The sequence below is a fragment of the Candidatus Methanocrinis alkalitolerans genome (genome assembly GCF_029167205.1).
Taxonomy (GTDB): Archaea; Halobacteriota; Methanosarcinia; order Methanotrichales; family Methanotrichaceae; genus Methanocrinis; species Methanocrinis alkalitolerans.
In genome coordinates this window covers 1-19,898 of record NZ_JARFPL010000016.1, presented here as the reverse complement: position 1 = coordinate 19,898, position 19,898 = coordinate 1, and the positions used below count along the sequence as shown (strand labels likewise).

22 protein-coding genes are annotated in these 19,898 nt (G+C 57.5%); 6 read left to right on the top strand and 16 right to left on the bottom strand.

Going from position 1 to position 19,898, the window contains the following annotated elements:
- Positions 1 to 125 precede the first annotated feature (125 nt).
- Entirely contained in the window at positions 126 to 2,756 is a 2,631-nt protein-coding gene (locus P0O24_RS06515) for a hypothetical protein (protein ID WP_316968935.1), read from the top strand.
- Here P0O24_RS06515 and P0O24_RS06510 read toward each other — a convergent pair.
- On the bottom strand, positions 2,687 to 2,923 hold the full coding sequence (locus P0O24_RS06510) for a hypothetical protein (RefSeq protein ID WP_316968934.1): 237 nt from the start codon (positions 2,921 to 2,923) through the stop codon (positions 2,687 to 2,689). The two genes, P0O24_RS06515 and P0O24_RS06510, sit on opposite strands and share 70 nt — an antisense overlap.
- Before the next feature lie 45 nt (positions 2,924 to 2,968).
- Between P0O24_RS06510 and P0O24_RS06505 the strand changes: the two genes are divergently transcribed.
- Positions 2,969 to 3,670, top strand: a complete 702-nt coding sequence (locus P0O24_RS06505; RefSeq protein ID WP_316968933.1) for a type 1 glutamine amidotransferase — start codon at positions 2,969 to 2,971, stop codon at positions 3,668 to 3,670.
- A 44-nt stretch (positions 3,671 to 3,714) separates the two neighbouring features.
- On the opposite strand, the gene P0O24_RS06500 is transcribed toward P0O24_RS06505, so the two are convergent.
- From P0O24_RS06500 to cfbC, 13 genes are all read right to left on the bottom strand, one after another.
- A complete protein-coding gene (locus P0O24_RS06500) occupies positions 3,715 to 4,809 on the bottom strand; it encodes a putative sulfate/molybdate transporter (RefSeq protein ID WP_316968932.1) in 1,095 nt (364 codons plus the stop codon).
- Positions 4,810 to 4,912: 103 nt separating this feature from the next.
- Positions 4,913 to 5,422: a tRNA (N6-threonylcarbamoyladenosine(37)-N6)-methyltransferase TrmO gene (gene tsaA / locus P0O24_RS06495; protein WP_316968968.1), complete on the bottom strand. Its 510-nt coding sequence runs from the start codon at positions 5,420 to 5,422 to the stop codon at positions 4,913 to 4,915.
- 59 nt (positions 5,423 to 5,481) lie between these two features.
- Positions 5,482 to 6,237 carry a sulfate/molybdate ABC transporter ATP-binding protein gene (locus P0O24_RS06490; protein WP_316968931.1) on the bottom strand — a complete coding sequence of 252 codons (756 nt, stop codon included), beginning with the start codon at positions 6,235 to 6,237 and terminating at the stop codon, positions 5,482 to 5,484.
- Complete coding sequence (locus P0O24_RS06485) at positions 6,224 to 7,090, bottom strand: ABC transporter permease (RefSeq protein ID WP_316968930.1); 867 nt, start codon at positions 7,088 to 7,090, stop codon at positions 6,224 to 6,226. Before P0O24_RS06485 ends, P0O24_RS06490 begins: the two co-directional genes overlap by 14 nt.
- The gene (gene modA, locus P0O24_RS06480) at positions 7,071 to 7,826 is read right to left on the bottom strand and encodes a molybdate ABC transporter substrate-binding protein (RefSeq protein ID WP_316968929.1); all 756 of its coding nucleotides are present in this window, start codon (positions 7,824 to 7,826) and stop codon (positions 7,071 to 7,073) included. Before modA (P0O24_RS06480) ends, P0O24_RS06485 begins: the two co-directional genes overlap by 20 nt.
- Positions 7,827 to 7,903: 77 nt before the next feature.
- Positions 7,904 to 8,653 carry a molybdate ABC transporter substrate-binding protein gene (modA, locus tag P0O24_RS06475; protein ID WP_316968928.1) on the bottom strand — a complete coding sequence of 250 codons (750 nt, stop codon included), beginning with the start codon at positions 8,651 to 8,653 and terminating at the stop codon, positions 7,904 to 7,906.
- 190 nt (positions 8,654 to 8,843) lie between these two features.
- Positions 8,844 to 10,160, bottom strand: coding sequence for a nitrogenase component 1 (locus tag P0O24_RS06470; RefSeq protein ID WP_316968927.1), 1,317 nt, complete (start codon positions 10,158 to 10,160; stop codon positions 8,844 to 8,846).
- Positions 10,153 to 11,631, bottom strand: coding sequence for a nitrogenase iron-molybdenum cofactor biosynthesis protein NifE (gene nifE / locus P0O24_RS06465; RefSeq protein WP_316968926.1), 1,479 nt, complete (start codon positions 11,629 to 11,631; stop codon positions 10,153 to 10,155). The genes P0O24_RS06470 and nifE overlap by 8 nt, the downstream gene beginning before the upstream one ends.
- Positions 11,632 to 11,642: 11 nt before the next feature.
- On the bottom strand, positions 11,643 to 13,001 hold the full coding sequence (nifK, locus tag P0O24_RS06460) for a nitrogenase molybdenum-iron protein subunit beta (RefSeq protein WP_316968925.1): 1,359 nt from the start codon (positions 12,999 to 13,001) through the stop codon (positions 11,643 to 11,645).
- Positions 12,994 to 14,610, bottom strand: a complete 1,617-nt coding sequence (gene nifD / locus P0O24_RS06455; protein WP_316968924.1) for a nitrogenase molybdenum-iron protein alpha chain — start codon at positions 14,608 to 14,610, stop codon at positions 12,994 to 12,996. The genes nifK and nifD overlap by 8 nt, the downstream gene beginning before the upstream one ends.
- On the bottom strand, positions 14,607 to 14,963 hold the full coding sequence (locus tag P0O24_RS06450) for a P-II family nitrogen regulator (RefSeq protein ID WP_316968923.1): 357 nt from the start codon (positions 14,961 to 14,963) through the stop codon (positions 14,607 to 14,609). The genes nifD and P0O24_RS06450 overlap by 4 nt, the downstream gene beginning before the upstream one ends.
- Entirely contained in the window at positions 14,964 to 15,281 is a 318-nt protein-coding gene (locus tag P0O24_RS06445; protein ID WP_316968922.1) for a P-II family nitrogen regulator, read from the bottom strand.
- Positions 15,278 to 16,093: a Ni-sirohydrochlorin a,c-diamide reductive cyclase ATP-dependent reductase subunit gene (cfbC, locus tag P0O24_RS06440; RefSeq protein WP_316968921.1), complete on the bottom strand. Its 816-nt coding sequence runs from the start codon at positions 16,091 to 16,093 to the stop codon at positions 15,278 to 15,280. The genes P0O24_RS06445 and cfbC overlap by 4 nt, the downstream gene beginning before the upstream one ends.
- Before the next feature lie 187 nt (positions 16,094 to 16,280).
- Here cfbC and P0O24_RS06435 point away from each other — a divergent pair, with 187 nt between their 5' ends.
- The 4 genes from P0O24_RS06435 (at position 16,281) to P0O24_RS06420 (ending at position 19,064) form a co-directional block, all read left to right on the top strand.
- On the top strand, positions 16,281 to 16,436 hold the full coding sequence (locus P0O24_RS06435) for a hypothetical protein (protein WP_316968920.1): 156 nt from the start codon (positions 16,281 to 16,283) through the stop codon (positions 16,434 to 16,436).
- Complete coding sequence (locus P0O24_RS06430) at positions 16,433 to 17,011, top strand: ribbon-helix-helix domain-containing protein (protein WP_316968919.1); 579 nt, start codon at positions 16,433 to 16,435, stop codon at positions 17,009 to 17,011. The genes P0O24_RS06435 and P0O24_RS06430 overlap by 4 nt, the downstream gene beginning before the upstream one ends.
- Positions 17,012 to 17,508: 497 nt before the next feature.
- A complete protein-coding gene (locus P0O24_RS06425; RefSeq protein WP_316968918.1) occupies positions 17,509 to 18,711 on the top strand; it encodes an ammonium transporter in 1,203 nt (400 codons plus the stop codon).
- A gap of 23 nt (positions 18,712 to 18,734) precedes the next feature.
- Complete coding sequence (locus P0O24_RS06420) at positions 18,735 to 19,064, top strand: P-II family nitrogen regulator (RefSeq protein ID WP_316968917.1); 330 nt, start codon at positions 18,735 to 18,737, stop codon at positions 19,062 to 19,064.
- A gap of 128 nt (positions 19,065 to 19,192) precedes the next feature.
- Here P0O24_RS06420 and P0O24_RS12535 read toward each other — a convergent pair whose 3' ends face one another.
- Positions 19,193 to 19,291, bottom strand: coding sequence for a type II toxin-antitoxin system HicA family toxin (locus P0O24_RS12535; protein WP_394356729.1), 99 nt, complete (start codon positions 19,289 to 19,291; stop codon positions 19,193 to 19,195).
- Positions 19,292 to 19,393: 102 nt separating this feature from the next.
- On the bottom strand, positions 19,394 to 19,606 hold the full coding sequence (locus tag P0O24_RS06415) for a type II toxin-antitoxin system HicB family antitoxin (protein ID WP_316968916.1): 213 nt from the start codon (positions 19,604 to 19,606) through the stop codon (positions 19,394 to 19,396).
- Between the last annotated feature and the right edge of the window lie 292 nt (positions 19,607 to 19,898).

Sequence of the window (19,898 nt, the reverse complement as noted above, 5' to 3'; positions counted from 1 at the left end):
TGAATATTGGGGGATTAGAATGCTGTCGGAGATTGGCAAGAGATCAAAATTTAGAAGGATATGAGGCAGCTAATATGAGAATCAAAAAAATTTCGATCCATTCTGCATGGATTGCAGCGTTCTCCATGGTGCTATTGACGCTGAGCGCCCCGGTGGCTATCGCCGACGTCTTTCCCGCAGCTCCCTTCAACGGACTCCAGGTGAGCTACTCCGTCTCGGGAGCAACTCTGACCACTCCCGAAGATTCGGAGGGCTTCACCCTATCACGATCGGTCGGTGGCACTCTCACAGGTAGTGAGCTGACGATCTCAGGGGTGGCGACGGCGATGTACGGCTGGGGCGCGACGATTGACGTCAGCGTCATGGTCGACGGAAAGGAGGCGGAGACGTTTCACGAAGAGAAGTTCCCCGAGGGGGGTTTATTGCCTCGTGGCAAAGTCGCTGATCCCATGAGCCAGCCCTTCACCGTGACGGTTCCCATCCCCGCTGATGCCGAGTCGGCCAGCTTCTCCATCAGATTGGCGGGAAGCTTCAACGCCGGTCACCGGGGCGTGGTCGTCGAGGGGACTCTTGATAGATCGGCCCCGCAATCAGACCCTCAAGACGGATATGAGGCCGTCGAGGCTGGGATCCCAGATCCGAGGTTCAAGCCCAGGCCCTCAAAAGAACTGAAGCTCTACAAAATACTCCAGCTCTATGAGCAGAGGATACCGAAGGGGATAACGAGTTCGGGCAATAAGAACAACCTCCTTTCCGTTTTGCCATATTACGGAGATGAGTACGACGAATTCAAATGCGGCGGATACCAGGGCAAGGTCCTCCACTTATTGGATTCGTTGAGGTTCAGCGATGATCCCGAGGAGAGGGCTCTCCTCGACGAGTGGGATTATGGGCCCATAGAAGCCCTCTGGGGAGGTCACCAGGCTGTGGTGATCTATCCAAAGGGCACCGACTGGACCGATTCGGGGATAGTCCTCGACCCATGGATAGATCAGGAGCCAAAAACGTATGGTATACACCAATGGTCGGGGATCTTCAGCCCGGAAAATGTGGGCACTTCAATAAGTGGTTATGCAGGGGGACCTATATCGGGTCCTTTGGAAGCGGGTTCATTCTACGGGATCGGAGGTAGCAGCGTTTACGAAGGCACTCCTGAATATCCAACCGTCGGCGGTGACTACGTCGATCCGAAGGATAAGAAGCTCACCAAAGCCGAGATGAATTATGGTAGGAATCTTCCAGAGGAGACGAAAGATAAGTTGAATCGGCTGACAGAACACCAGAGACGGGTCTGGATCAAGACGAAGATGGCAGAAGAGAACAAGAATGGGAGAGCAGTAGGCTTCTCTCCGGTGAACCTCTATCTGGAGGACGAAGACGGGAAGATCACCGGATTTCCCGGAGGCGTTCCCACAGCGGAGATAGAAGAGATCTCCATGAGAAGGTTCCCACTTGGCGACGGGACGTACTGGACGGAGCTGGAATGCCCTCAGAACAGATCTTATTATCTGATGGCGGAAGGCACCGATGAGGGGAAAGCCGACATCTTCATGGTCTACGGGATGGGCGTCTCGGAGGCTCGATCCGTTTACAGGTACCAGATGGACGTCTCTTCGGGCGAGATATTTGCGGCTCTGCCCGATTATAGGGGAGGCATCCTCTACTCCTCCAGCAGCGGATCGATCAATCCGGAAGAGATCGAGACGATAGACCGGTCCTGGCTAGACTCCAAGCCCGAGATAGTCGCTCCTCCAGAGTATGAAATCGATATCGAAGACGAGGAGATCTTCAGCAGCAGCAACATCTACGCCGTCTCCAGCAACCCCACGGCGCTCGCCACCTTCTCGATAGACTCGCCTCTCTTGGTGACCTTCGTTATGGACTATCACTATCAAAACCAGGGTAAACCTCCGGGGACGATAGCGCTGCGCCATGACGATGGGACCGTCTACGGTCCCTGGGATGCGGTCGGTAGAGAGGGCCAGGGGGGCGTGAATAACGCTTACTGGGAAGTCTGGCCGTACGCCTTCATCAAGCCGGGGAGCTATACGATCATCGACAGCGATCCGGAGACCTGGTCGCAGAACCTGGCGTCGGAGGGCAGAGGGATCAGCGTCGTTCGGGGGGTTTACGTGGCGGAAGATCCAAGCGCCCTGGATGAACCCGCCATCGAGCCTTCCACCAGAGATCCGGAGGACGGGGACGGAGCGACTGGGGCCGAGGCCCAAGAATTCGTCCAGTGGGCGGTAGCCGCCACCGCCAGCAGCGAGTATTCGTCCACCGGGTGGTCCGCCTTTCAGGCGACGGGAGAGCCGGACACCTATCCCGACCACGGGGATATAACGACCGCCTGGGCTTCGCTGGAAGAAGACGAGGGCATCCAGTGGCTCGACCTGGAGTATGAGGTCCCCGTCTGGATAACCAGGGTTGAGATCTACGAGACCTATAACCCCGGGGCGATCGCTGGAATCGAGATTTACGACCAGGACGGCGAGCTCCACCTCGCTTGGGAGGGCAGGATGGAACCGGCGACGAAGGCCCGGATCTCCACCATCGATATCGACGCCGACTTCCCCTCAGACCGGATCAGGATCATCCTGGATACGAGGAGGGTCTCCGGCTGGAACGAGATCGACGCCGTCGCCCTGATAGGCACCCGATCTCTCCCTCAATCCGACCTCTGGAGCTACGGGGAGGTTCTCATCGACGCGCCTCCCGGCGGCTGGGAGGGGATCGAAGCGGGAGAGGCGATATAGAGGAGGGCGATGAAGATGAGGTTCGACCCTCCTACGGCCATCGATAGCCTGGTCCTGGCCCCGAACCGGTGGTAGGTCGCAAACACCCCCCCAGCTCTGGGGGCGTCTCCTCGTCCCTGATGGACCCGATAGCGTCCCCGGATCGCCGCCGGGTCCGCAGACGACACCGGTGAGCAGCCTATAAATCCGCCGATGCCATCTGAACAGTCTATATGAGGATCCACAGCCTCCAGCACGTCCCCTTCGAGGGGCTCGCGACGATCGAGGATTGGGCGATATCGAGGGGCTACACCATCTCCAGGACCCTCCTCTTCCGGGGAGAACCCCTCCCGGATCCTGCGGAGTTCAACTGGCTCGTCGTCATGGGCGGCCCCATGAACGTCTACGAGGAGGAGAGGTACCCCTGGCTCGCCCAGGAGAAGGACCTCATCCGAAGGGCGATCGATGAGGGGAAGGTGGTCCTGGGGATATGCCTGGGGGCCCAGCTCATCGCCGACGTCCTGGGCGGAAAGGTGCTAAAAAACAAAGAACGAGAGATAGGCTGGCATCCCGTCAGCCTGACGCCGGAGGCAAAAAGATCTGAGACATTCGGCGTCCTTCCCGAGAAGTTCGTCGCTCTCCACTGGCACGGCGACACCTTCGAGATCCCGCCCGGCGCGATCCATACGGCGAAGAGCGAAGCGTGCGAAAATCAGGCATTCCAGCTCGGAAGGGCGATAGGGCTGCAGTTCCACCTGGAGGCGACGGCGGAAGGTATCGAGAACCTCATCAGAAACTGCTCTGAAGAGCTCGCAGGCGGCGGGAGGTTCGTCCAGGACGCGGTGGAGATCCTCGCCGGCTTTGACGCCATCTCGGAGATGAACGGGCTCATGGAACGATTTCTGGACGAGGCGGTGAGGTTGTACCGCGAATGAGGGCGCCATCTCCCAAACAAGAGCTTGTTTTACGGAACCCGGATCTAGCGCTTCATAACCTCGGCGAGAACGATCCCGAAGATGAAGGCCACACCGACGTTGGTGAACAAGGCCAGAAGAGCCATGCTGCCGGTGAGGAGGGGCGCATCCGTCCTCAGGCCGCACCTTCCCAGCTCCAGGGCGACGAAGAGGAGGAGCGCCCCGAATAAGCCAATCGGAAGAAGGGCGAGAGCCTCGGGACCGGCAAAAAAGAATGCCACAACGAGGAGGATGACCCCGCCGATGACGGTGGCAAGGCCCGTCTTTGCTCCGAAACGGCGGTGGGCTGCAAGGCCGCCGGCCCCGTGGCACATCGGAAAGCCCCCGAAGGGGACCGAGATGAGGTTCATGACGCCCATGCTGACGCAGAGCTGGTCGGGCTTGATTCGTTTCTTGAAGAGGTCCTGGGCGGTGAGGGCAGCCGCCACCGTGGCGTTGGTTAGGGCGAGAGGGATCTGGGGCAGGACGAGATGCCACCCTGACCACAAAAAGTCGACAAAACCGGGAACGGGCAGAAGATCGATCGAGATCATCTGAATCTCGGGGGCTCCTTTTGTGAAGATGCCGTATCCGATGCCGATTGCGAAGACGACCAAGATGGAGAGGTCGGGAAGGTTCCAGCGACTTTTGGCGACGAGGAAGAGAAGGACGATGCCGATAGAGACCGATGAGAAGAATAAGTCCTGACTGATGAAACCCAATGACGTCCTGAGGAGAATGAGGCCGAGCCCCAGCTGAACCCCGCGAACGACGCTCTCCGGAATCAGACCCTGCAGCCGCCTAAATCCCCGGAAAAGCCCCAGGGCTAAAAGCGCCGCCCCCAGGATCATCCCCGAGGCCGCGATCTCTCCAGATGTCAGCTCTTCGGCGATGGCGATGGCGCCGATCGCCTTCATCGGCTCAACAGACATCGGAATCCCGTAATGAATTCCCATAACGATGTACCAGACGCCGAAAAAGAGGAGGGCGGGCCCCAGGTCCACCTCCGATACGAGGGCTGCACCGAGGACGATCGGAAGGACCGTTGCGAAATTTCCCATCGATCCTGAGATTTCGTGAAGGATCGCGTTTGAATTGTACGTTTTTTCGGGCTCGTTCATGGACTGATAAAAGTTATGGACCCGCACGCTATATGTTCATTTCTAGTCGATTCGATTGGATGAAGACGGTCTATCTTCTGCTAAATGATCCACCAAAAATCGCTCAGACGTTCGTCCTCTCCCTTTTCCTCAGCTCCTTTGGTGTGCTGTTCCAGGCCCCGATATCCTGGATGTGCTGCTCGTCCACCCACCCGCTCTTCGCCTCTTCTCGATGGTCGAACTGGCGCACGTAGGGCTTGATGTCTAGGAGGGGCGTTCCGTCCAGGACGTCTATTCCGGAGACCTCCAGAACGTTGCCCCTGACCGCCAACAGCCCCACAATGGAGATTCCTATGGGATTTGGTCGGTTGAAGTGGCGTATGGCGAAGATCCCGCGCTCCTTCTCCCCATCAAGAAAGGGCTTCTGGAGGAGGGTGCAGCCCGTCGCCCGATGGAAGTGATAGAGGAGGATGATGTGGGAGAAGGACTCCAGGTCGTTCAGCCCTGGGACGTACTCGGGAAAAAGCTCCACCTCGCCTTTGGAGGAACTGTTGAAAATCCCCTGGATGGGGGTCTCCTCATGATTCGTATACTCAGAATGGATGATTCCGATGGGTCGATATCGGATATCCATCGTCCTTGTTTCCATTTTTCCCGTTTCCTTTGTCATATTGTCCACTCTTCATGCATGATTCATGAACTTCTCGGCGTTGCTGGACGAGCGAGACGAGTAGTACGAGTTCGTGTGGGCATCACCGCACCGGTGAGGGGTTTCGCATTGAAGACCTTCTCTGCGGGACCCGAGTGGATCACCTTTCCCTCCTCCAGGAGGAACACTCTGTCGCCGATGCTGACCACATCTCGGAGGTCGTGGGTGACGACTATGCTCGGAACGCCGAAGTTTCTGATCAGAATCCTCAGCTCCTTTCTCATCTCCGCCTGCCTCCTTATGTCGAGAGCTGACAACGGCTCGTCCAGCAAAAGAAGGCGAGGCTCGATCGCAAGAGCCCTTGCAAGAGCCGTACGCTGCTTCTGCCCTCCAGAGATGTTCACGGCCTTTGCGTCTCTCATCCCCCACAGGTCGAAGACCTCCAGCTGTTCTTTCACCTTCACCTCAATCTTTTGCCTGGAGAGGCGACGGGTGCGCAGGCCAAAGGCCACGTTCTCGTAGACGCTCAGGTGAGGGAAGAGGGCGTAGTTCTGGAAGACGTACCCGATGTTCCTCATTTCCGGGGAGAGGTTTATGCGGAGGCTGGAGTCGAAGAGGGGCTCGCCCGCAAGGGTGATCTCGCCTGAGTCCGGAGAGAGGAGCCCCGCCACCATGTTGAGAAGGGTACTCTTGCCGCAGCCGTTCTCTCCCACCAGCATCAGGATCTCGCCCTCTGGAACGTTCAAGGAGACGTCCAGGTCGAAGTCCCTCAGCTTCTTTTTAACATCAATTTCTAACATCGTTCTTGTACATCCTGCGGGTCAATATCTTGACAAGGGCTATGATTGCAAAGGAGAAGGCCACCAGTATCAGTGCGAGACATAAAGAGATCTTAAGATCGCCCTGCATCGCCGTGTAGATCGCAAGAGGCATCGTCTGGGTCCTGCCCTGGAAGTTTCCGGCGAACATTATCGTCGCCCCGAACTCGCCAAGAGCCCGGGCGAAGGCCATGATCGCCCCTGAGATCAGGCCGTTTGTGGCTATGGGAAGCGTCACGGTGAAGAAGACGCGGGTCCGGCTGGCTCCGAGAGTCCGGGCGGCGTTCTCGAATACCAGGTCCACGTCCTCGAAGCTGATCCTCGCCTGGCGCAGGTAGAAGGGCATCGAGACGAATACCTGGGCCACCACCACCGCCACCGTGGTGAAGGCGATGTTCACGCCCCCGGCGTGCAGATGCTGGCCAAGAACCCCCATCCTGCCGAAGGCCATGAGCAGGGCGATCCCACCCACCATCGGCGGCATGATCACCGGAAGTTCGATCAGGGAGTCTGCGATCTCCTTTCCAGGGTAATCGAACCGGGCGTTCAGGTAGGAGAGAGGCGTTCCCAGAATGATCACTATTACCACCGTGATGGTGGCGGTGAAGAGGCTCAAGGTCAGAGCGTCCGTCACCACCGGGTCCCGAAGAGACTGGAACGCCATCCCCGAAGCGCTTTTGATGAAGAGGGAAGCCACCGGGAGGGCTATGAAGGCGGCTGCCAGGACCAGGAGGAGGGCAAGCCCGACCTTGAGGGCCCTTCTCCTGACCCCTGAGATCCCCTCTTCTTTGATCCTGCGCCAACCAAAGCGCCGCTCAAACTGGCTGGAAACCATACTTCTCCAGGACCGCCCTGCCCTCTGTCGACCTTACGAACTCGATGAATCTTGCGGCCTGGTCGGGGTTTTCCGACTCCTTCAGCCTTCCGAGGGGGTACTCGGCCACCACGCTGTACTGGTCTGGGATCTCCACCTTTGAGACCTGCTCGGATAGCTCGGGTGATATGTCGGACTGGTAGGCAAATCCCGCATCCGCTTCTCCCAGGGCGATTTTTGATACCAGGTGGCTTACCGACGTCTCCTGACTGATGACGTTACTCATGACGGCCTCTCGATACTTCGGACCGTAGGTTGAATCGTTTGCGAGTTTATCCAATACCTGAAGGGTGTAGCTACCAAAAGGCGCATCCTTGACCCCTGTGATGATCATCACCCCAGGCTCTGCGAGATCCGAGAAGCTCTGGATATCGGCGGGGTTATCTGCCGGAACTATCACCACCATCCTGTTCTCGGTGAAGATGGAGACGGTATCGTTGTCCATGAACCCCTCCGCCATCAGGGCGTCCATGTGCTTTTTGTTGGCGGAGATGAAGACGTCGGCGATGGCTCCCTGTTCTACCTGGGTTCGTATCGCCTGAGTCCCGTCGAAGTTCAGCATCACGTCAACGCCGTTCTCATCCTCGTAGATCTGGCCCATCTCGCCGAAAGCCCCGGTGAGGGAGGCCGCACAGAAGACGACGAGCTCCTCTGAGCTGCTCCCTCCGGCGAGAGATGCGATCACGAAGATCGCCAAGATCGGTGCAACTAATTTCTTAATCAAGTATATCCCAACCCGAACCCGTTAAACGGACAATTTGAATAGTAGGATCCTCACACCTCATACTTCGGGTCCGGATAGGTGGCGAACCCGTGATCGGCAAAGACCGCTTTTCCTTCTTCCGAGGCGACGAAGTTCATGAACTTCTCAGCCATCTCCTTCTTTTCGGAGAAGACGAGAGTTCCGATGGGAACGACCTTGATCCCGTTCATCTCCTGGGTTATCTCGACCTTCTCCATCGTCTCGGGATCATAGAGGTCTTTCCAGACGATGGCAGCATCGGCCTCTTCCATCGATATGTAGACCAAAAGCTCGGTTACAGTTACTGAAAAGGTGACGACGTTCTCTTCGACCTCTTCCCAGATCCCAAGATCCTCCAGCATCTTCTTTGAGACCTTTCCGATGGGAGGACCCTGGGGATCGCCGAGGGCGACCCTAACGCCGGGCTCTGCCAGGTCTTCAAGAGACTGTACCCCTGCAGGGTTTCCCTTCGGGACGATGATGCAGGGGACGTGATAGACGACGTTTGCAGTCTCGTCGACGAACCCCTTCTCGATCGTCGAGTCGATGTAAGATCGAGCCCCGGGCATGTAGAGGTCCCCGGTCTGGTAGAGCTCGATCTGGATGAGGAGCTGGGCTGCTCCGCCGAAGGTGTACTCAATCTTTATCCCCTCCTGCTCCTCGAAGAGGGCGGCGATCTCCTCCATCGGCTCTTTCAATCCTGCGCCACAATAAACGAGGAGGGAATCCTCGGCAGCAAGCCCCGCGACTGCGAGGTTTGCAGCGAGGATCAGTCCGATCATGATTGATAAAGCGCTGTATTTCATTGGGACACCTTGTTGTAAACATAATAATAAACATAACTCCAGGAAGGTAAACATATATGTTTACCTAGGCCGGTTGAGTCCAACTATGGCATGAAGTATATGAAGTTGTCGGGACCTGCAACCGTCAGAAAGCTAGATTGTTCATCTCAGCCTTCTGGTTACCTTGTCAACGATCCCTCTCGTTCATCTCCACGATGGTGTTGGCTATTTCGTCCACAAGTCCCGTCGTCCCCTCGTACCCGAGGACCATCTGACGGGACGCTCCGAACCGATCATGATTGGGAAGACCCACCCTCAGCAGGGGTATATTCTCGGCCTTCGAGATCTGCCTGCCGGTGAAGGGGCCGATCAATAGCTCGATATCGTTTCTTGCCACCGCCTCGTGAATCTCGGAAAAGTCCACCCCGCTCAGAACCTCAGATCCGGGGGTCAGACCCTCGCCCCTCCTGACGAACTCCGCGTTCTTCGACCCGGTGGCGATCACCCTCGGGTCCATCCCCATCTCGCAGAGGAGCTTTGCCACTCCCAGCGCCATCTCGGTGTCTCCAAAAACCGCGGTTCTGACCCCTGCGACCAGCTTGTGGCAGTCGACGATGGCGTCCAGGAGACGGCCCCGGTCCCTCTCGTACTTCTCGGGAAGGCCCAGATCCGTGATCTCTTCGAGCTTTCCGACGAACCTGTCCGTCTGCTCGACCCCGATGGGCAGAGGCAGTACGGTGTGATGCACGCCGAACTCCTTTTCGAGGTAATCTCCAGCGCCTCCGCCCCAGACCGATCCCCCGACGGTCAGGGTCTCTCTGGAGTTTGCCATCTCATTTATCTCGGCCAGGGGCGTACCGCCCTCGGGGATCTTGAGATAGGTGGCGGCGAGAGGAGCATCGAAGGTCTCAGAGATGTCAGGAAGGAGGGTGTAGTCAAAGCCGCATCCCCAGTCCTCCAGCATCGACTTTATGTATCTGACCTCCGCCGGGGAGATGATCGACCCGATCACCAGGTTAAACCTGGCGTTCGACCGACTCCTCTTCGCCAGGGTCTTGACGATCGCCTTCAGGGCCTCGTTGTAGCCCTCCTCGTGAGATCCCGAGTAGCTGGAGGTCGATGCCGGGATTATGGCGACGTCCCTTGCATGAGGCTCTTCTCGCTGAAACTCCTTTGCGATCTGGACGACGTCGTCTCCGATCGTCTCTGCTAGACAGGTGGTGGCGATGCCTATGACCCTGGGACTGTAGCCCTGGATCACGTTCAAGAGCCCCTTTTTGAGGTTAGCGGCTCCGCCGTAGACGGCGCCCTTCTCGCTCAAAGCCGACGAGGCTATGTCCACCGGCTCTCTGAAGTGGTGGGCTAGGTGGAGGCGCATGTAGGTGCTGCACCCCTGGGACCCGTGGAATATGGGCATGCAGCCCTCGATCCCCTTGAAGGCCATGACGCTGCCCATCGGCATGCACATCGAACAGGGGTTGACAGTCGCATAGTTCTCAGACAACCGTCTCGCCTCCTGCATCGATAACGCCGCTCACCTCTCGTCTCATCTCCGTCCCGATCTCCGTTCTTATCTCTGTCTGATCCACTCCGATTTCTGTTTCAACCTCACTTCTCATCAGCGCTCCACCGACCCTCTCCACTGGGAGATTCCAGACGGGGCTGTTGATGGTGATGTCCACCTCTCTTGCAAAGTTGACGATGCCGTCGAACCCCTCGAAGGTGGTGGTCCTGTCGTGGTTGAAGTCGCAGAAGGCGACCCCCAGCTTGTAGGCGAGAAACCGCTCCTTCACCCCCGCGACCAGGAGGTCGGCCCCCTGCTTAACCAGAAGCTCCTTCAGCTCCAGGGGGTTTGCGTCGTCGATGATGACCGTCCCCTCCTTGACGATGTAGCTGATCTTTTTGTAGTCGTCTCTGCTGCCGGTCTGGGTTCCTATGATCACGACGTCCATCCCTATCTCTCCAAAAGCCCTCACTAAAGAGACGGCTTTGGCGGCGCCTCCCATGTATATGGCGGCCTTCTTTCCGGCAACCCTGCTCTTGTGCCGCTCGATCTCGGGCGCGATCCTCGCCGTCTCCCTTGCGATGATCTCCTCGGCCCGCTCCATCATCCCCGGATCTTCGAAGAATTCGGCCGTCGTCCTGAGGGCCGAGGAGATGTCACCGATCCCAAAGAAGCTCACACGCCTGTAAGAGATGCCGTATTTTTCTTCCATCTTCTTTGCTAGATACGTCATGGAGCCGCTGCACTGGACCAGGTTCAGCTTCGCTTTGTGGGCACGCTGGATCTCTTCGACCCTGGAGTCGCCGGTGAAAGATGCGATTACCTCGACCCCCATCTCCTCGAAGAGGGGCAAAACATTCCAGAGGTCGCCTGCGACGTTGTACTCGCCGAGGAGGTTTATGGCATAGGGGCTCTTTGGCACGTAATCCCGGGTTCCTAAGAGCTCGAAGAGGGCGTTGCATGCCGCCTTGTACCCCTCGTTCTTGTTGCCCCGAAACCCCTCCGACATGACCGGTATGACAGGTATGCCCAGGTCGTACGATGCGGATTTGCAGACGGCTTTCAGATCGTCTCCGATCACGCCGACTATGCAGGTCGAGTAGACGAAAGCCGCTGGCGGCCTGTACCGGGCCGCAAGCTCTCTAATCGCTCCCGCCAGCTTCTTCTCCCCGCCGAAGATGACGTCGGCCACCTTCATATCCGTCGAGAAGCTCTTTTTGTACAGGGTCGGCCCGCTGGTGCTGCTCCCCCTTATGTCCCAGGTGTAGCTGGCGCATCCTATCGGTCCGTGAACGAGATGGAGAGCATCGGTTATGGGGTTTAAGACCACGCGGGCGCCGGAGTAGACGCAGGCTCTCTGGCTGACGGCTCCCGCCAGGCTCTCGTTGCTACAGGCGAGGGGAACCGGGTCGGTCCCGCTCTTCTGCTTGATGTGATCCGCCCTCTCGTCGAAAGTCTTGATGATTCCCATGATCATTCCTCCTAGAGTACCAGCTCGAAGTGGGCCTCGTCAGCGTCTCGGTCCATCCTCTCCAGGAAGGCGTTTCCTATCATCTCGACGAGCCTTGCAGCACCCCAGTATCCGAGGGTCGGGAAGTAGTGCAAATTGGCCCTGTCGATGATCGGAAAGCCGACCCGCACGAGAGGTATGTCTTCAGCCCGGGCGATGTACTTTCCAAAGGAGTTTCCGATCAACATATCCACTGGCTTGTTCTTGATCTTCTGGTGGAGAAGGAATAGGTCGCCAGTGATCGCCTCGCAAGCGGGGGCGACGCTTTGGATCTCCTTTTCGAAGAGCTTGTCGAAAGTTCCGGTGAGGGCGTAGACCGGCTCTGCCCCCAGGTCCGCCAGCATCCCCACGATGCCGATCACCGTGTCGGGGTCGCCGTAGACTGCGATCCTTTTGCCGTGGAAGTGGGGATGGGCGTCGGTCATCATGTCCACGAGCCTTCCTCTCTCGTCTTCAAGCTCGGGAGGTATCGGAACCCCCATCAGCTCTGAGACCTCCATGACGAAGGTGTCGGTGTTCCTAATCCCGATCGGCATCGGGCCGACAACTGCCGGGATCCCGAACTTGCCCTTCAGGACCATGGCCCCTGAAGCTCCCGCGCACCTTCCAAGGGCTATCGTTCCCGTGGAGTTTGCGGTGTCCTCGAGGTCGGGGATCGTCGTCCCTCCAGGAGGGTAGAGGTCGCCGGACTCGGGCAGGAGCGGCGCATCGAAGACACCCGTGATGTCGGGAAATACTATGAAGGAAACTCCCATGATCGAGAGGAGCCTCTTGATCTCCCGTATGTCTCCGGGCTCGAAAAAGCCAGGTATTATGTTCAACTTCCCGTTCGGCTCCCCCTTTTTGGCGAAGGTCAGGGCGATCGCCTTGACTGCGTTGTCGTAACCAGTTATGTGGGACCCGACGTAGCTTGGAGTGCTGGCGATGACGACCTTCATCTCGGGATCGAAGAAGGGCTCGTACTTGATCTCCTCCATGAAGGAGACGACGTCGTCGCCTATAGTCTCCGATGAGCAGGTCGTGTTGATGGCCAGAACCTCCGGACGGTAGAGCTTGGTGATGTTCTCCACCGCCTCTTTCAGGTTGTTTCTGCCTCCGAAGACGACTGAGTCCTCGGTGAAGGAGGTGGTGGCGGCGATCGAAGGCTCCCTGTAGTGGCGGGAGAGGAGCATCCGAAGGTACGAGGAGCACCCCTGCGAGCCGTGGGTGAGAGGCATGCAATTATGGATGCCCTTGTAGGCAAGCTCCGCTCCGATGGGCTGGCAGATCTTGGCGGGGTTTATCGCCAGAGTATCTCTTTCCACGATATCCTTTGGAGTGTAATCAAGCACCGGTATCACCCATCCATGGTGGAGTTACGAACTTCCAGGTCGGGCTGTTGATGGCCATGTCCATATCTCTTGCAAAGTTCACGAAACCCTCAAAGCCGGTGTAAGGGCCGCTGTAGTCGTAGGAGTGCATCTGGCGCGAGGGGATGTGCATCTTCTGAAAGACGTACTTGTCCTTGATACCAGAGCAGAAGATGTCGATCTCCAGCTCTTTGACCAACCTTTCGCACTCCTGGTGGCTGTAGTCGTCTATCATTATCTGGCCGTCTTTCATATGGGGCAAGAGCCCCTCGTAGTCCATCAGCCTAGGTATCTTCTCCTTTTTCTTCTGGATCATCTCGTCGTCGTAAGGAGAGACGACGTTCGGGTCGCGCTCGTAGTGGATATCTTCCAGGATCTTCGACCTGCCGGTATGGACGATGTCGGAGAGGGCACCTCTTCCCTCGTAGTCGTCTCGGTGGGCGAACTCGTAGCCTGCGACCACCACCTCCATCCCCAGGGTCTCGAACATGTTCCTGATGTGGTGGGCGCGAGACCCTCCCACCAGGAGCATCACCCTCTTTCCGGCAAGCCTTCTTCTGTACATCTCTATGATCGGCTCGATCTTCGCCATCTCCTCGGCGATCACCTCCTCGGTTTTTGCCTTCAGACCGGGGTCGTCGAAGAAGGCTGCCATGTCCCTCAGGGTGTCGATCGTATCCTTCACGCCGAGGTAGTTGACCTTCAGCCAGGGTGTCCCGTACTTCTCTTCCATCATCCGGTTGGTGTAGTTGATCGACCGGTGGCAGAGGAGGATGTTCAGCTTGGCATGGTGGGCTCTTGCTATCTCATGGAAGGAGGCGTCTCCGGTGAAGGAGCTGATCGGGTTGTAGCCGATCCTTTCCAGGAGGTCTTTGACCACCCAGTAGTCGCCGCCGATGTTGTACTCGCCGAAGACGTTGACAGCGAAGGGTCCAGGGTCCTCCATATCTTCGGTCCCCACCAGGTGCTCCATCAAGGCGTTGGAGGCTATGTGGTGGCCAGCGGACTGGCTCACGCCCCTGTACCCCTCGCACCGGAGCGGTATCACCTTGATCTTGAGGTCCTCTTCGGCCTTCCTGCAGACGGACTCGATGTCGTCTCCGATGAGGCCGATGGGGCAGGTGGCAAAGACCGCGATGCATCCGGGCTTGAAGATGGAGTAGGCCTCCCTTATCGCCTTGGCCAGCTTCTTTTCAGAGCCGAAGACTATGTCCGTCTCCTTGACGTCGGTGCTGAAGCAGTAGGCCCCGAAGTTGTCCTGGCCCTCCTCGGCCTTGGCGAGGTTCCTTCTCATCCCCCACGTGAAGTAGGCACAGCCTATGGGGCCATGGATTATGTGGAGGATGTCCTTGATGGGACCGAAGACAACGCCCTTGGCGCCGGCAAAAGCGCAGCCCCTGTTGGTCAAAATCCCCGGAACCGTCCTGGAGTTGGCCTCGATCTTCTGCTCGACCTTGCACGAGTCCTTGACGACGAGGTGCTTTCTCCGATCCTTCGCGGTCTTCTCCGGGAAGTCCTCGTAGATCTCTTCTACTATTCTTTGGCTCTCAGCAACGCTTACCGGCCTTTTTTCATCGGTTTTCGAGGTCATGAGACGGCCTCACTGCCACGCTCGCCCGTCCTTATTCTGACGGACTCTTCGATCGGAGAGACGAAGATCCTGCCGTCGCCGATGTTGCCGGTCCTGTTGACCCTGGTGATCACGGCCACCACCGCTGGCACGAACTCGTCTTCCACCACCACGGATATCATCCTCTTGGGCAGAAACTTCACCGACCCCTCTCGTAGCTCCTCTAGATCTGAGGGGTATACGATCTCCAGGCCTCGTTGCTTGCCCCGCCCCTGGGCCTTGTAGGCTGTGAAGGCGGGAAAGCCGACGGTGTCCAGAGCGTTCTTCGTCTCCTCCATCTTCTTCATCTGGATGATGGCTACCACCTCTTTCATCTATAGCCCCCTGGCACCGGTCCTGATGGTGTGGGCCTCCTCGACAGGGGTGACGAAGATCTTGCCGTCGCCGATATTTCCGGTCCTGGCGCTCTCCTCGATCACTCTCACCGCCTCCTGCAGCCTATCGTCGTCGACGACGATCATCAGCATCGTCTTTGAGAGGCTGTCGTAGACCATCTCGCCCACCCTGATCCCCTTCTGCTTTCCCCTGCCGAAGACGTCCAGCTTGGTCAGGGCCACAAATCCGGCCTCCTCCAGGGCGTCCGCAACTCTGTCTACCTTCTCGGGCCTTACGATGGCCCTTATCATCTTCATGCTGCAACGCCCCATTCTGCCATTACCTCTTCCAGCTCTTCGTACTCCATCGGTTTGGGGATGACGAACATCTCGTTCTCGTCGATCTTCTTGGCGAGGCTCAGGTACGCCCTCGCCTGGTCGGAGTCCGGCGCGTACTGTATCACCGTCTGCTTGTGGATCTCCGACTGGTGGACGACGTTGTCCCTCGGCACGAACTGGATCATCTGGCTTCCGAGCTTTTCGGCGAAGGCAGAGACGAGCTCCTCTTCCCGGTCGACCTTTCGGGAGTTGCAAATTATGCCGCCGAGCCTGATGCCGCCGGATTCGGCAAACTTTTTAATTCCCTTGCAGATGTTGTTCGCAGCGTAAAGGGCCATCATCTCCCCCGAGGCCACGATGTAGATCTCCTTAGCCTTCCCCTCTCTGATCGGCATGGCAAAGCCTCCGCAGACGACATCTCCCAGGACGTCGTAGAAGACGTAGTCCAGGTCGTCGGAATAGGCTCCCAGGTTCTCCAAGAGGCCGATGGAAGTGATGATGCCCCGGCCCGCACAGCCGACTCCAGGCTCCGGACCTCCGGACTCGACGCATTTTATGCCGCCGAATCCATCCAACATGACGTCTTCCAGGGTCACCTCGCCCTCCTTTCGGAGGGTGTCCAAAACCGTAGGCTGCCTTCTTCCCCCGATCAGCATCTTGACGGAGTCCGCCTTGGGGTCGCATCCGATCTGCATTATCTTCTTATTCATCGTTGATAGGGCTGCGGTCAGGTTCTGAGTCGTCGTAGACTTGCCGATCCCGCCTTTTCCGTAGATTGCTATCTGTCGCACCTATTTACCACCTCCAGCACGTTGGTTATTCTACCGGCATATAAGGAGCTATTTGAGAAGATATGATGCATTTTATTGGCCATAAATGAAATTGATCAAAAATTATGATGTTATAATGAGGATTCATAATCTGTAATAATTTGTATTTAAAAATCTCAAATATCTCCATATATGGAGGGGTTCAAAAATGCAGCGAGGTGGGGGGAAGGTGAATATTTCTACATGGGCGATCCAGGCCCAAGGCAGCAAGATCCGGGAGGATGCACCTCGCCGGAGCGCGGAGATCGTCGTTCTCCCCTCCCTCGATCGCGGCGGCGAGCTCGATCGGAGGATGCGATCATGAGCGAAAAGGAGGGCGATCTGGCGAAAGGATCGGATAAATTCGTCGTCACCATCTCCTTCGACGAGGAATCTGCTGGCATATTCAGAGATCTGAAGAAGGATCTGGTGGGATCTCAAAGCGAGCTATTGAGAACGGCGCTGAGGTTTTACAGCAGACACAAAGCCCTCTTCGAATCCCTCGACGGTGATCGGATCTACGCGTATACGCAGATGCTCTCCGACGGCGAGCACGTCATACTGGATGTCGATCACTGGATAATATTTTTGAAATTCATCGAGTCGCATCCTGATAAAGAGAAGTTCTGGGAGATGCATCAGAGAGTATCCCAGTCCCATGCCGAGGAGTTCATCCATAAGAACCACGATATTGAGGCCGTATTCCGGCGGCTGGAGGCCTGCAACCTCTTTAAGTTAATCAGGACTTCCGAGACGGACTTCACCCTGATCCTGGGATACGACGTTCCTAAGAAGTTTATCAGGACTGAAATTGAAGACATCTTCTCCAGGATGGGAAGTCGGGCGGAGATAAGAGAGGGCCTGTCGAAGATCAGGGTCAAGATCCTGCCTGCGAAATGAATGACAAAAGGCGAGGTATCCCATCGAGAGAGGTGGAGAGGACCCCTGCCAGGTGCGGCGAAATGGTCTCGACCTGGCATCCCGGCGACCGCCCCAAGGCCCCGCCCGCTCACCGATGGGGATCCCGGATACAAACCCCACCGGTTCACGCCACTCCTTGTGCTGTCGGATTCGGTCCCGCCCTCCTTCTCCCAACCCATCCCCTCCGCGCTCTATCCTCCAGCTCTATTATACCAAAAAAAGCTCGATTGATCTGAAAAGCTCGATTCCTCAGATCGGCCGAGATTTCAATCGGCCATCGCCAGATTGATACGGCAAGGGGTTTTGGTCCTTCTTTTATCAGACCGGAACATATAGGGTAAGCTCTTTTCATACCCCATATGAAACCTTATCAAATCTCTTTATAAATCCCCGGCGGTATTCCGCCCTTCAGACGAGCCACATCCGTTGACGGCTCGAAGGGACTATAACCCGTGAAGATCAATTGGTGGTGAATTATGGTTTTAGACAGCGGTGATACGGCCTGGGTCCTGGTGGCCACGGCGATGGTGATGCTGATGATACCGGGGGTCGGGCTCTTCTACGGAGGCCTCGTCCGAAAGAAGGACGTCGTCTCCATGATCGGCCTATCCTTCCTGGCCCTGGCCCTGGTCAGCGTCCAGTGGGTGCTGGTCGGCTACAGCCTCTCCTTCGGGACCTCAGTGGGCGGATTCGTAGGCGGCCTCGACTTTCTGGGCCTCCGGGGAGTGGGCATGGACACCGGCGACGGAACGATACCCGACCTCCTCTTCATGGTCTTCCAGCTCGTCTTCGCCGGGATAACCCTCGCTATAATAACCTCTGCCGTCGCCGAGAGGGTGAGGATCGGATCGTTCATAGTATTCGGCCTCCTCTGGACGACCCTCGTCTACGACCCTCTCGCCCACTGGGCCTGGGGAGGCGGCTGGGCGGGGGAGCTTGGGGCCCTCGACTTCGCCGGGGGGACGGTCGTCCACATCAGCTCCGGCTTCGGCGCCCTCGCCCTAGCCTTGGTCATCGGCAAGAGGATCGGGTTCGGTGACCACGACATGGAGCCCCACAGCATCCCCATGACGATGCTCGGCGCCGCCCTCCTCTGGTTCGGGTGGTTCGGGTTCAACGCAGGCTCCGCCCTCGCCGCCGACGGCCTTGCAGCGAACGCCTTCGTGGTGACGAACGTCTCCGCCTCGGCGGGGGCCCTGGCGTGGCTCTTCGCCTCCTGGGTCAAGGGAAAGCCGAGCGCTCTTGGCATGGTGAGCGGCGGGATCGCCGGCCTCGTAGCCATAACCCCGGCGGCGGGGTTCGTCGACGCCATGGCGGCCCTGGTGATCGGCGCGGTCGCCGGGATCCTCTGCTACATGGCGCTCCTCTTCAGGGTCGGCAAGGGGCTTGACGAGAGCCTGGACGCTTGGGCTGTCCACGGCATGGGCGGCCTCTGGGGTGCCATTGCGACGGGGATCTTCGCCGTCGAGGCTGTCGGCGGCTACTCCGGCCTTCTCCAGGGAAACGTCGACCAGTTCGTTGCCCAGGTTATCGGAGCCGGTGCTGCGGTAATCTATGCCTTCGTTGTTACCTACATCCTGGCAAAGGTCGTCGATGCGACGATGGGTCTACGGGTAACCGAAGATGAAGAGTACGTAGGGCTTGACATATCCCAGCACGGAGAGAAGGCTTACGCATAGGTGGCAGAAGGTGGTGATTGGCGATGATGAAAGTTGAAGCCATAATCAGGCCCGAACGGCTTGAGCAGGTCAAAAAGGCTCTGGAGGAGAAGGGCTTTGTGGGCATGACCGTCGGCGAGGTGACGGGTCGGGGCGAGCAGAAGGGGATAAAGCTTCAGTTCAGGGGCAGGACGATGGACGTCGACCTCCTCCCAAAGGTCAGGATCGAGCTGATCGTGAAGGACGAGGCCGTCGACAGCCTGATCGAGACGATATCCACGGCCGCCAGGACCGGACGGCCCGGCGACGGGAGGATCTTCGTCATCCCGGTGGCGAGGTCTGTGCGGGTGAGGACCGGCGAGGAGGTGGTGTAGAGGGGAAATCTCCCCCTCCCCCTCCATCCTCCTTTTTACCTGCGGCTAAGGGTTCCATCCAGAAGATTGTGATCGGACCTCTCCACCTCACATATGCAAAGCTGCTTTTGGATCTCAGAATTGCGGCATCATTTCAGAAGATCTTCGACCTCTAGGCCCGACTGGCTCAAAATCGCTTTCAATGTACCTGTCTTAAGTTCATCGTGAAGAGGGACCGAAAAGACGATCTCCCTTTTGGAGGAGAACGTGGCTTGCGACCTGCCTTTTTGTAGAAAAGGCCCTTTCTGACGAGTATCTTTATCAGCCGTTCTCCCCAGATCACCGGGAGCTTAACAGAGATCCGCCAGCTCCACTTTCAGGACCTCGGCGTTCTCAACCAGAAGCTCCTGGCTGAGATCCTCAAGAACGAGCCCGATCGCCTCCTTGATGTTCATCAGGGCCTCCTCCTTCGTCTCGCCCTGACTTATGGCCCCAGGCAGTTCGAGGCACCGGACGGTATAGCCTCCCTCTTCCTGCGGTTCGAGGACGATTGTGTACTTCATCGTGAGTAATAGTTGATGAAAGGCATATTTAACAATTTATAGCAGGAAGCCTCATTCGCTCCGGCGGCGGACCGGTGCGCCTTCCGCCTCGAAGCTGGGATAAGTTTTTAGGGAGATCTCCCAAATGTAAACCACCCCCATTGGTCATCGGTTAAGAGAAGAATCGGGTGGTGACCGTTTATCCGGTTGATGTTATATAATATGGGTGTGTAAGTAGTTCACGCAGAGTCCAATTATGATCAATCAATCCCTGCTGCTTCGCAGGAGAATTCTTCTTGCAGCACCCGTTTTC

Excerpts from the sequence above, each read along its gene's own strand:
- P0O24_RS06450 (WP_316968923.1), bottom strand. The coding sequence starts at position 14,963 with ATGAAAGAGGTGGTAGCCATCATCCAGATGAAGAAGATGGAGGAGACG.
- nifE (WP_316968926.1), bottom strand. The coding sequence starts at position 11,631 with ATGGGAATCATCAAGACTTTCGACGAGAGGGCGGATCACATCAAGCAG.
- P0O24_RS06505 (WP_316968933.1), top strand. The coding sequence starts at position 2,969 with ATGAGGATCCACAGCCTCCAGCACGTCCCCTTCGAGGGGCTCGCGACG.
- P0O24_RS06415 (WP_316968916.1), bottom strand. The coding sequence starts at position 19,606 with ATGAAGTACACAATCGTCCTCGAACCGCAGGAAGAGGGAGGCTATACC.
- P0O24_RS06500 (WP_316968932.1), bottom strand. The coding sequence starts at position 4,809 with ATGAACGAGCCCGAAAAAACGTACAATTCAAACGCGATCCTTCACGAA.
- P0O24_RS06430 (WP_316968919.1), top strand. The coding sequence starts at position 16,433 with ATGAGCGAAAAGGAGGGCGATCTGGCGAAAGGATCGGATAAATTCGTC.
- P0O24_RS06485 (WP_316968930.1), bottom strand. The coding sequence starts at position 7,090 with ATGGTTTCCAGCCAGTTTGAGCGGCGCTTTGGTTGGCGCAGGATCAAA.
- P0O24_RS06420 (WP_316968917.1), top strand. The coding sequence starts at position 18,735 with ATGATGAAAGTTGAAGCCATAATCAGGCCCGAACGGCTTGAGCAGGTC.
- P0O24_RS06435 (WP_316968920.1), top strand. The coding sequence starts at position 16,281 with ATGCAGCGAGGTGGGGGGAAGGTGAATATTTCTACATGGGCGATCCAG.
- nifD (WP_316968924.1), bottom strand. The coding sequence starts at position 14,610 with ATGACCTCGAAAACCGATGAAAAAAGGCCGGTAAGCGTTGCTGAGAGC.
- P0O24_RS06425 (WP_316968918.1), top strand. The coding sequence starts at position 17,509 with ATGGTTTTAGACAGCGGTGATACGGCCTGGGTCCTGGTGGCCACGGCG.
- P0O24_RS06445 (WP_316968922.1), bottom strand. The coding sequence starts at position 15,281 with ATGAAGATGATAAGGGCCATCGTAAGGCCCGAGAAGGTAGACAGAGTT.
- P0O24_RS06515 (WP_316968935.1), top strand. The coding sequence starts at position 126 with ATGGTGCTATTGACGCTGAGCGCCCCGGTGGCTATCGCCGACGTCTTT.
- P0O24_RS06490 (WP_316968931.1), bottom strand. The coding sequence starts at position 6,237 with ATGTTAGAAATTGATGTTAAAAAGAAGCTGAGGGACTTCGACCTGGAC.
- tsaA (WP_316968968.1), bottom strand. The coding sequence starts at position 5,422 with ATGGATATCCGATATCGACCCATCGGAATCATCCATTCTGAGTATACG.
- modA (WP_316968928.1), bottom strand. The coding sequence starts at position 8,653 with ATGATCGGACTGATCCTCGCTGCAAACCTCGCAGTCGCGGGGCTTGCT.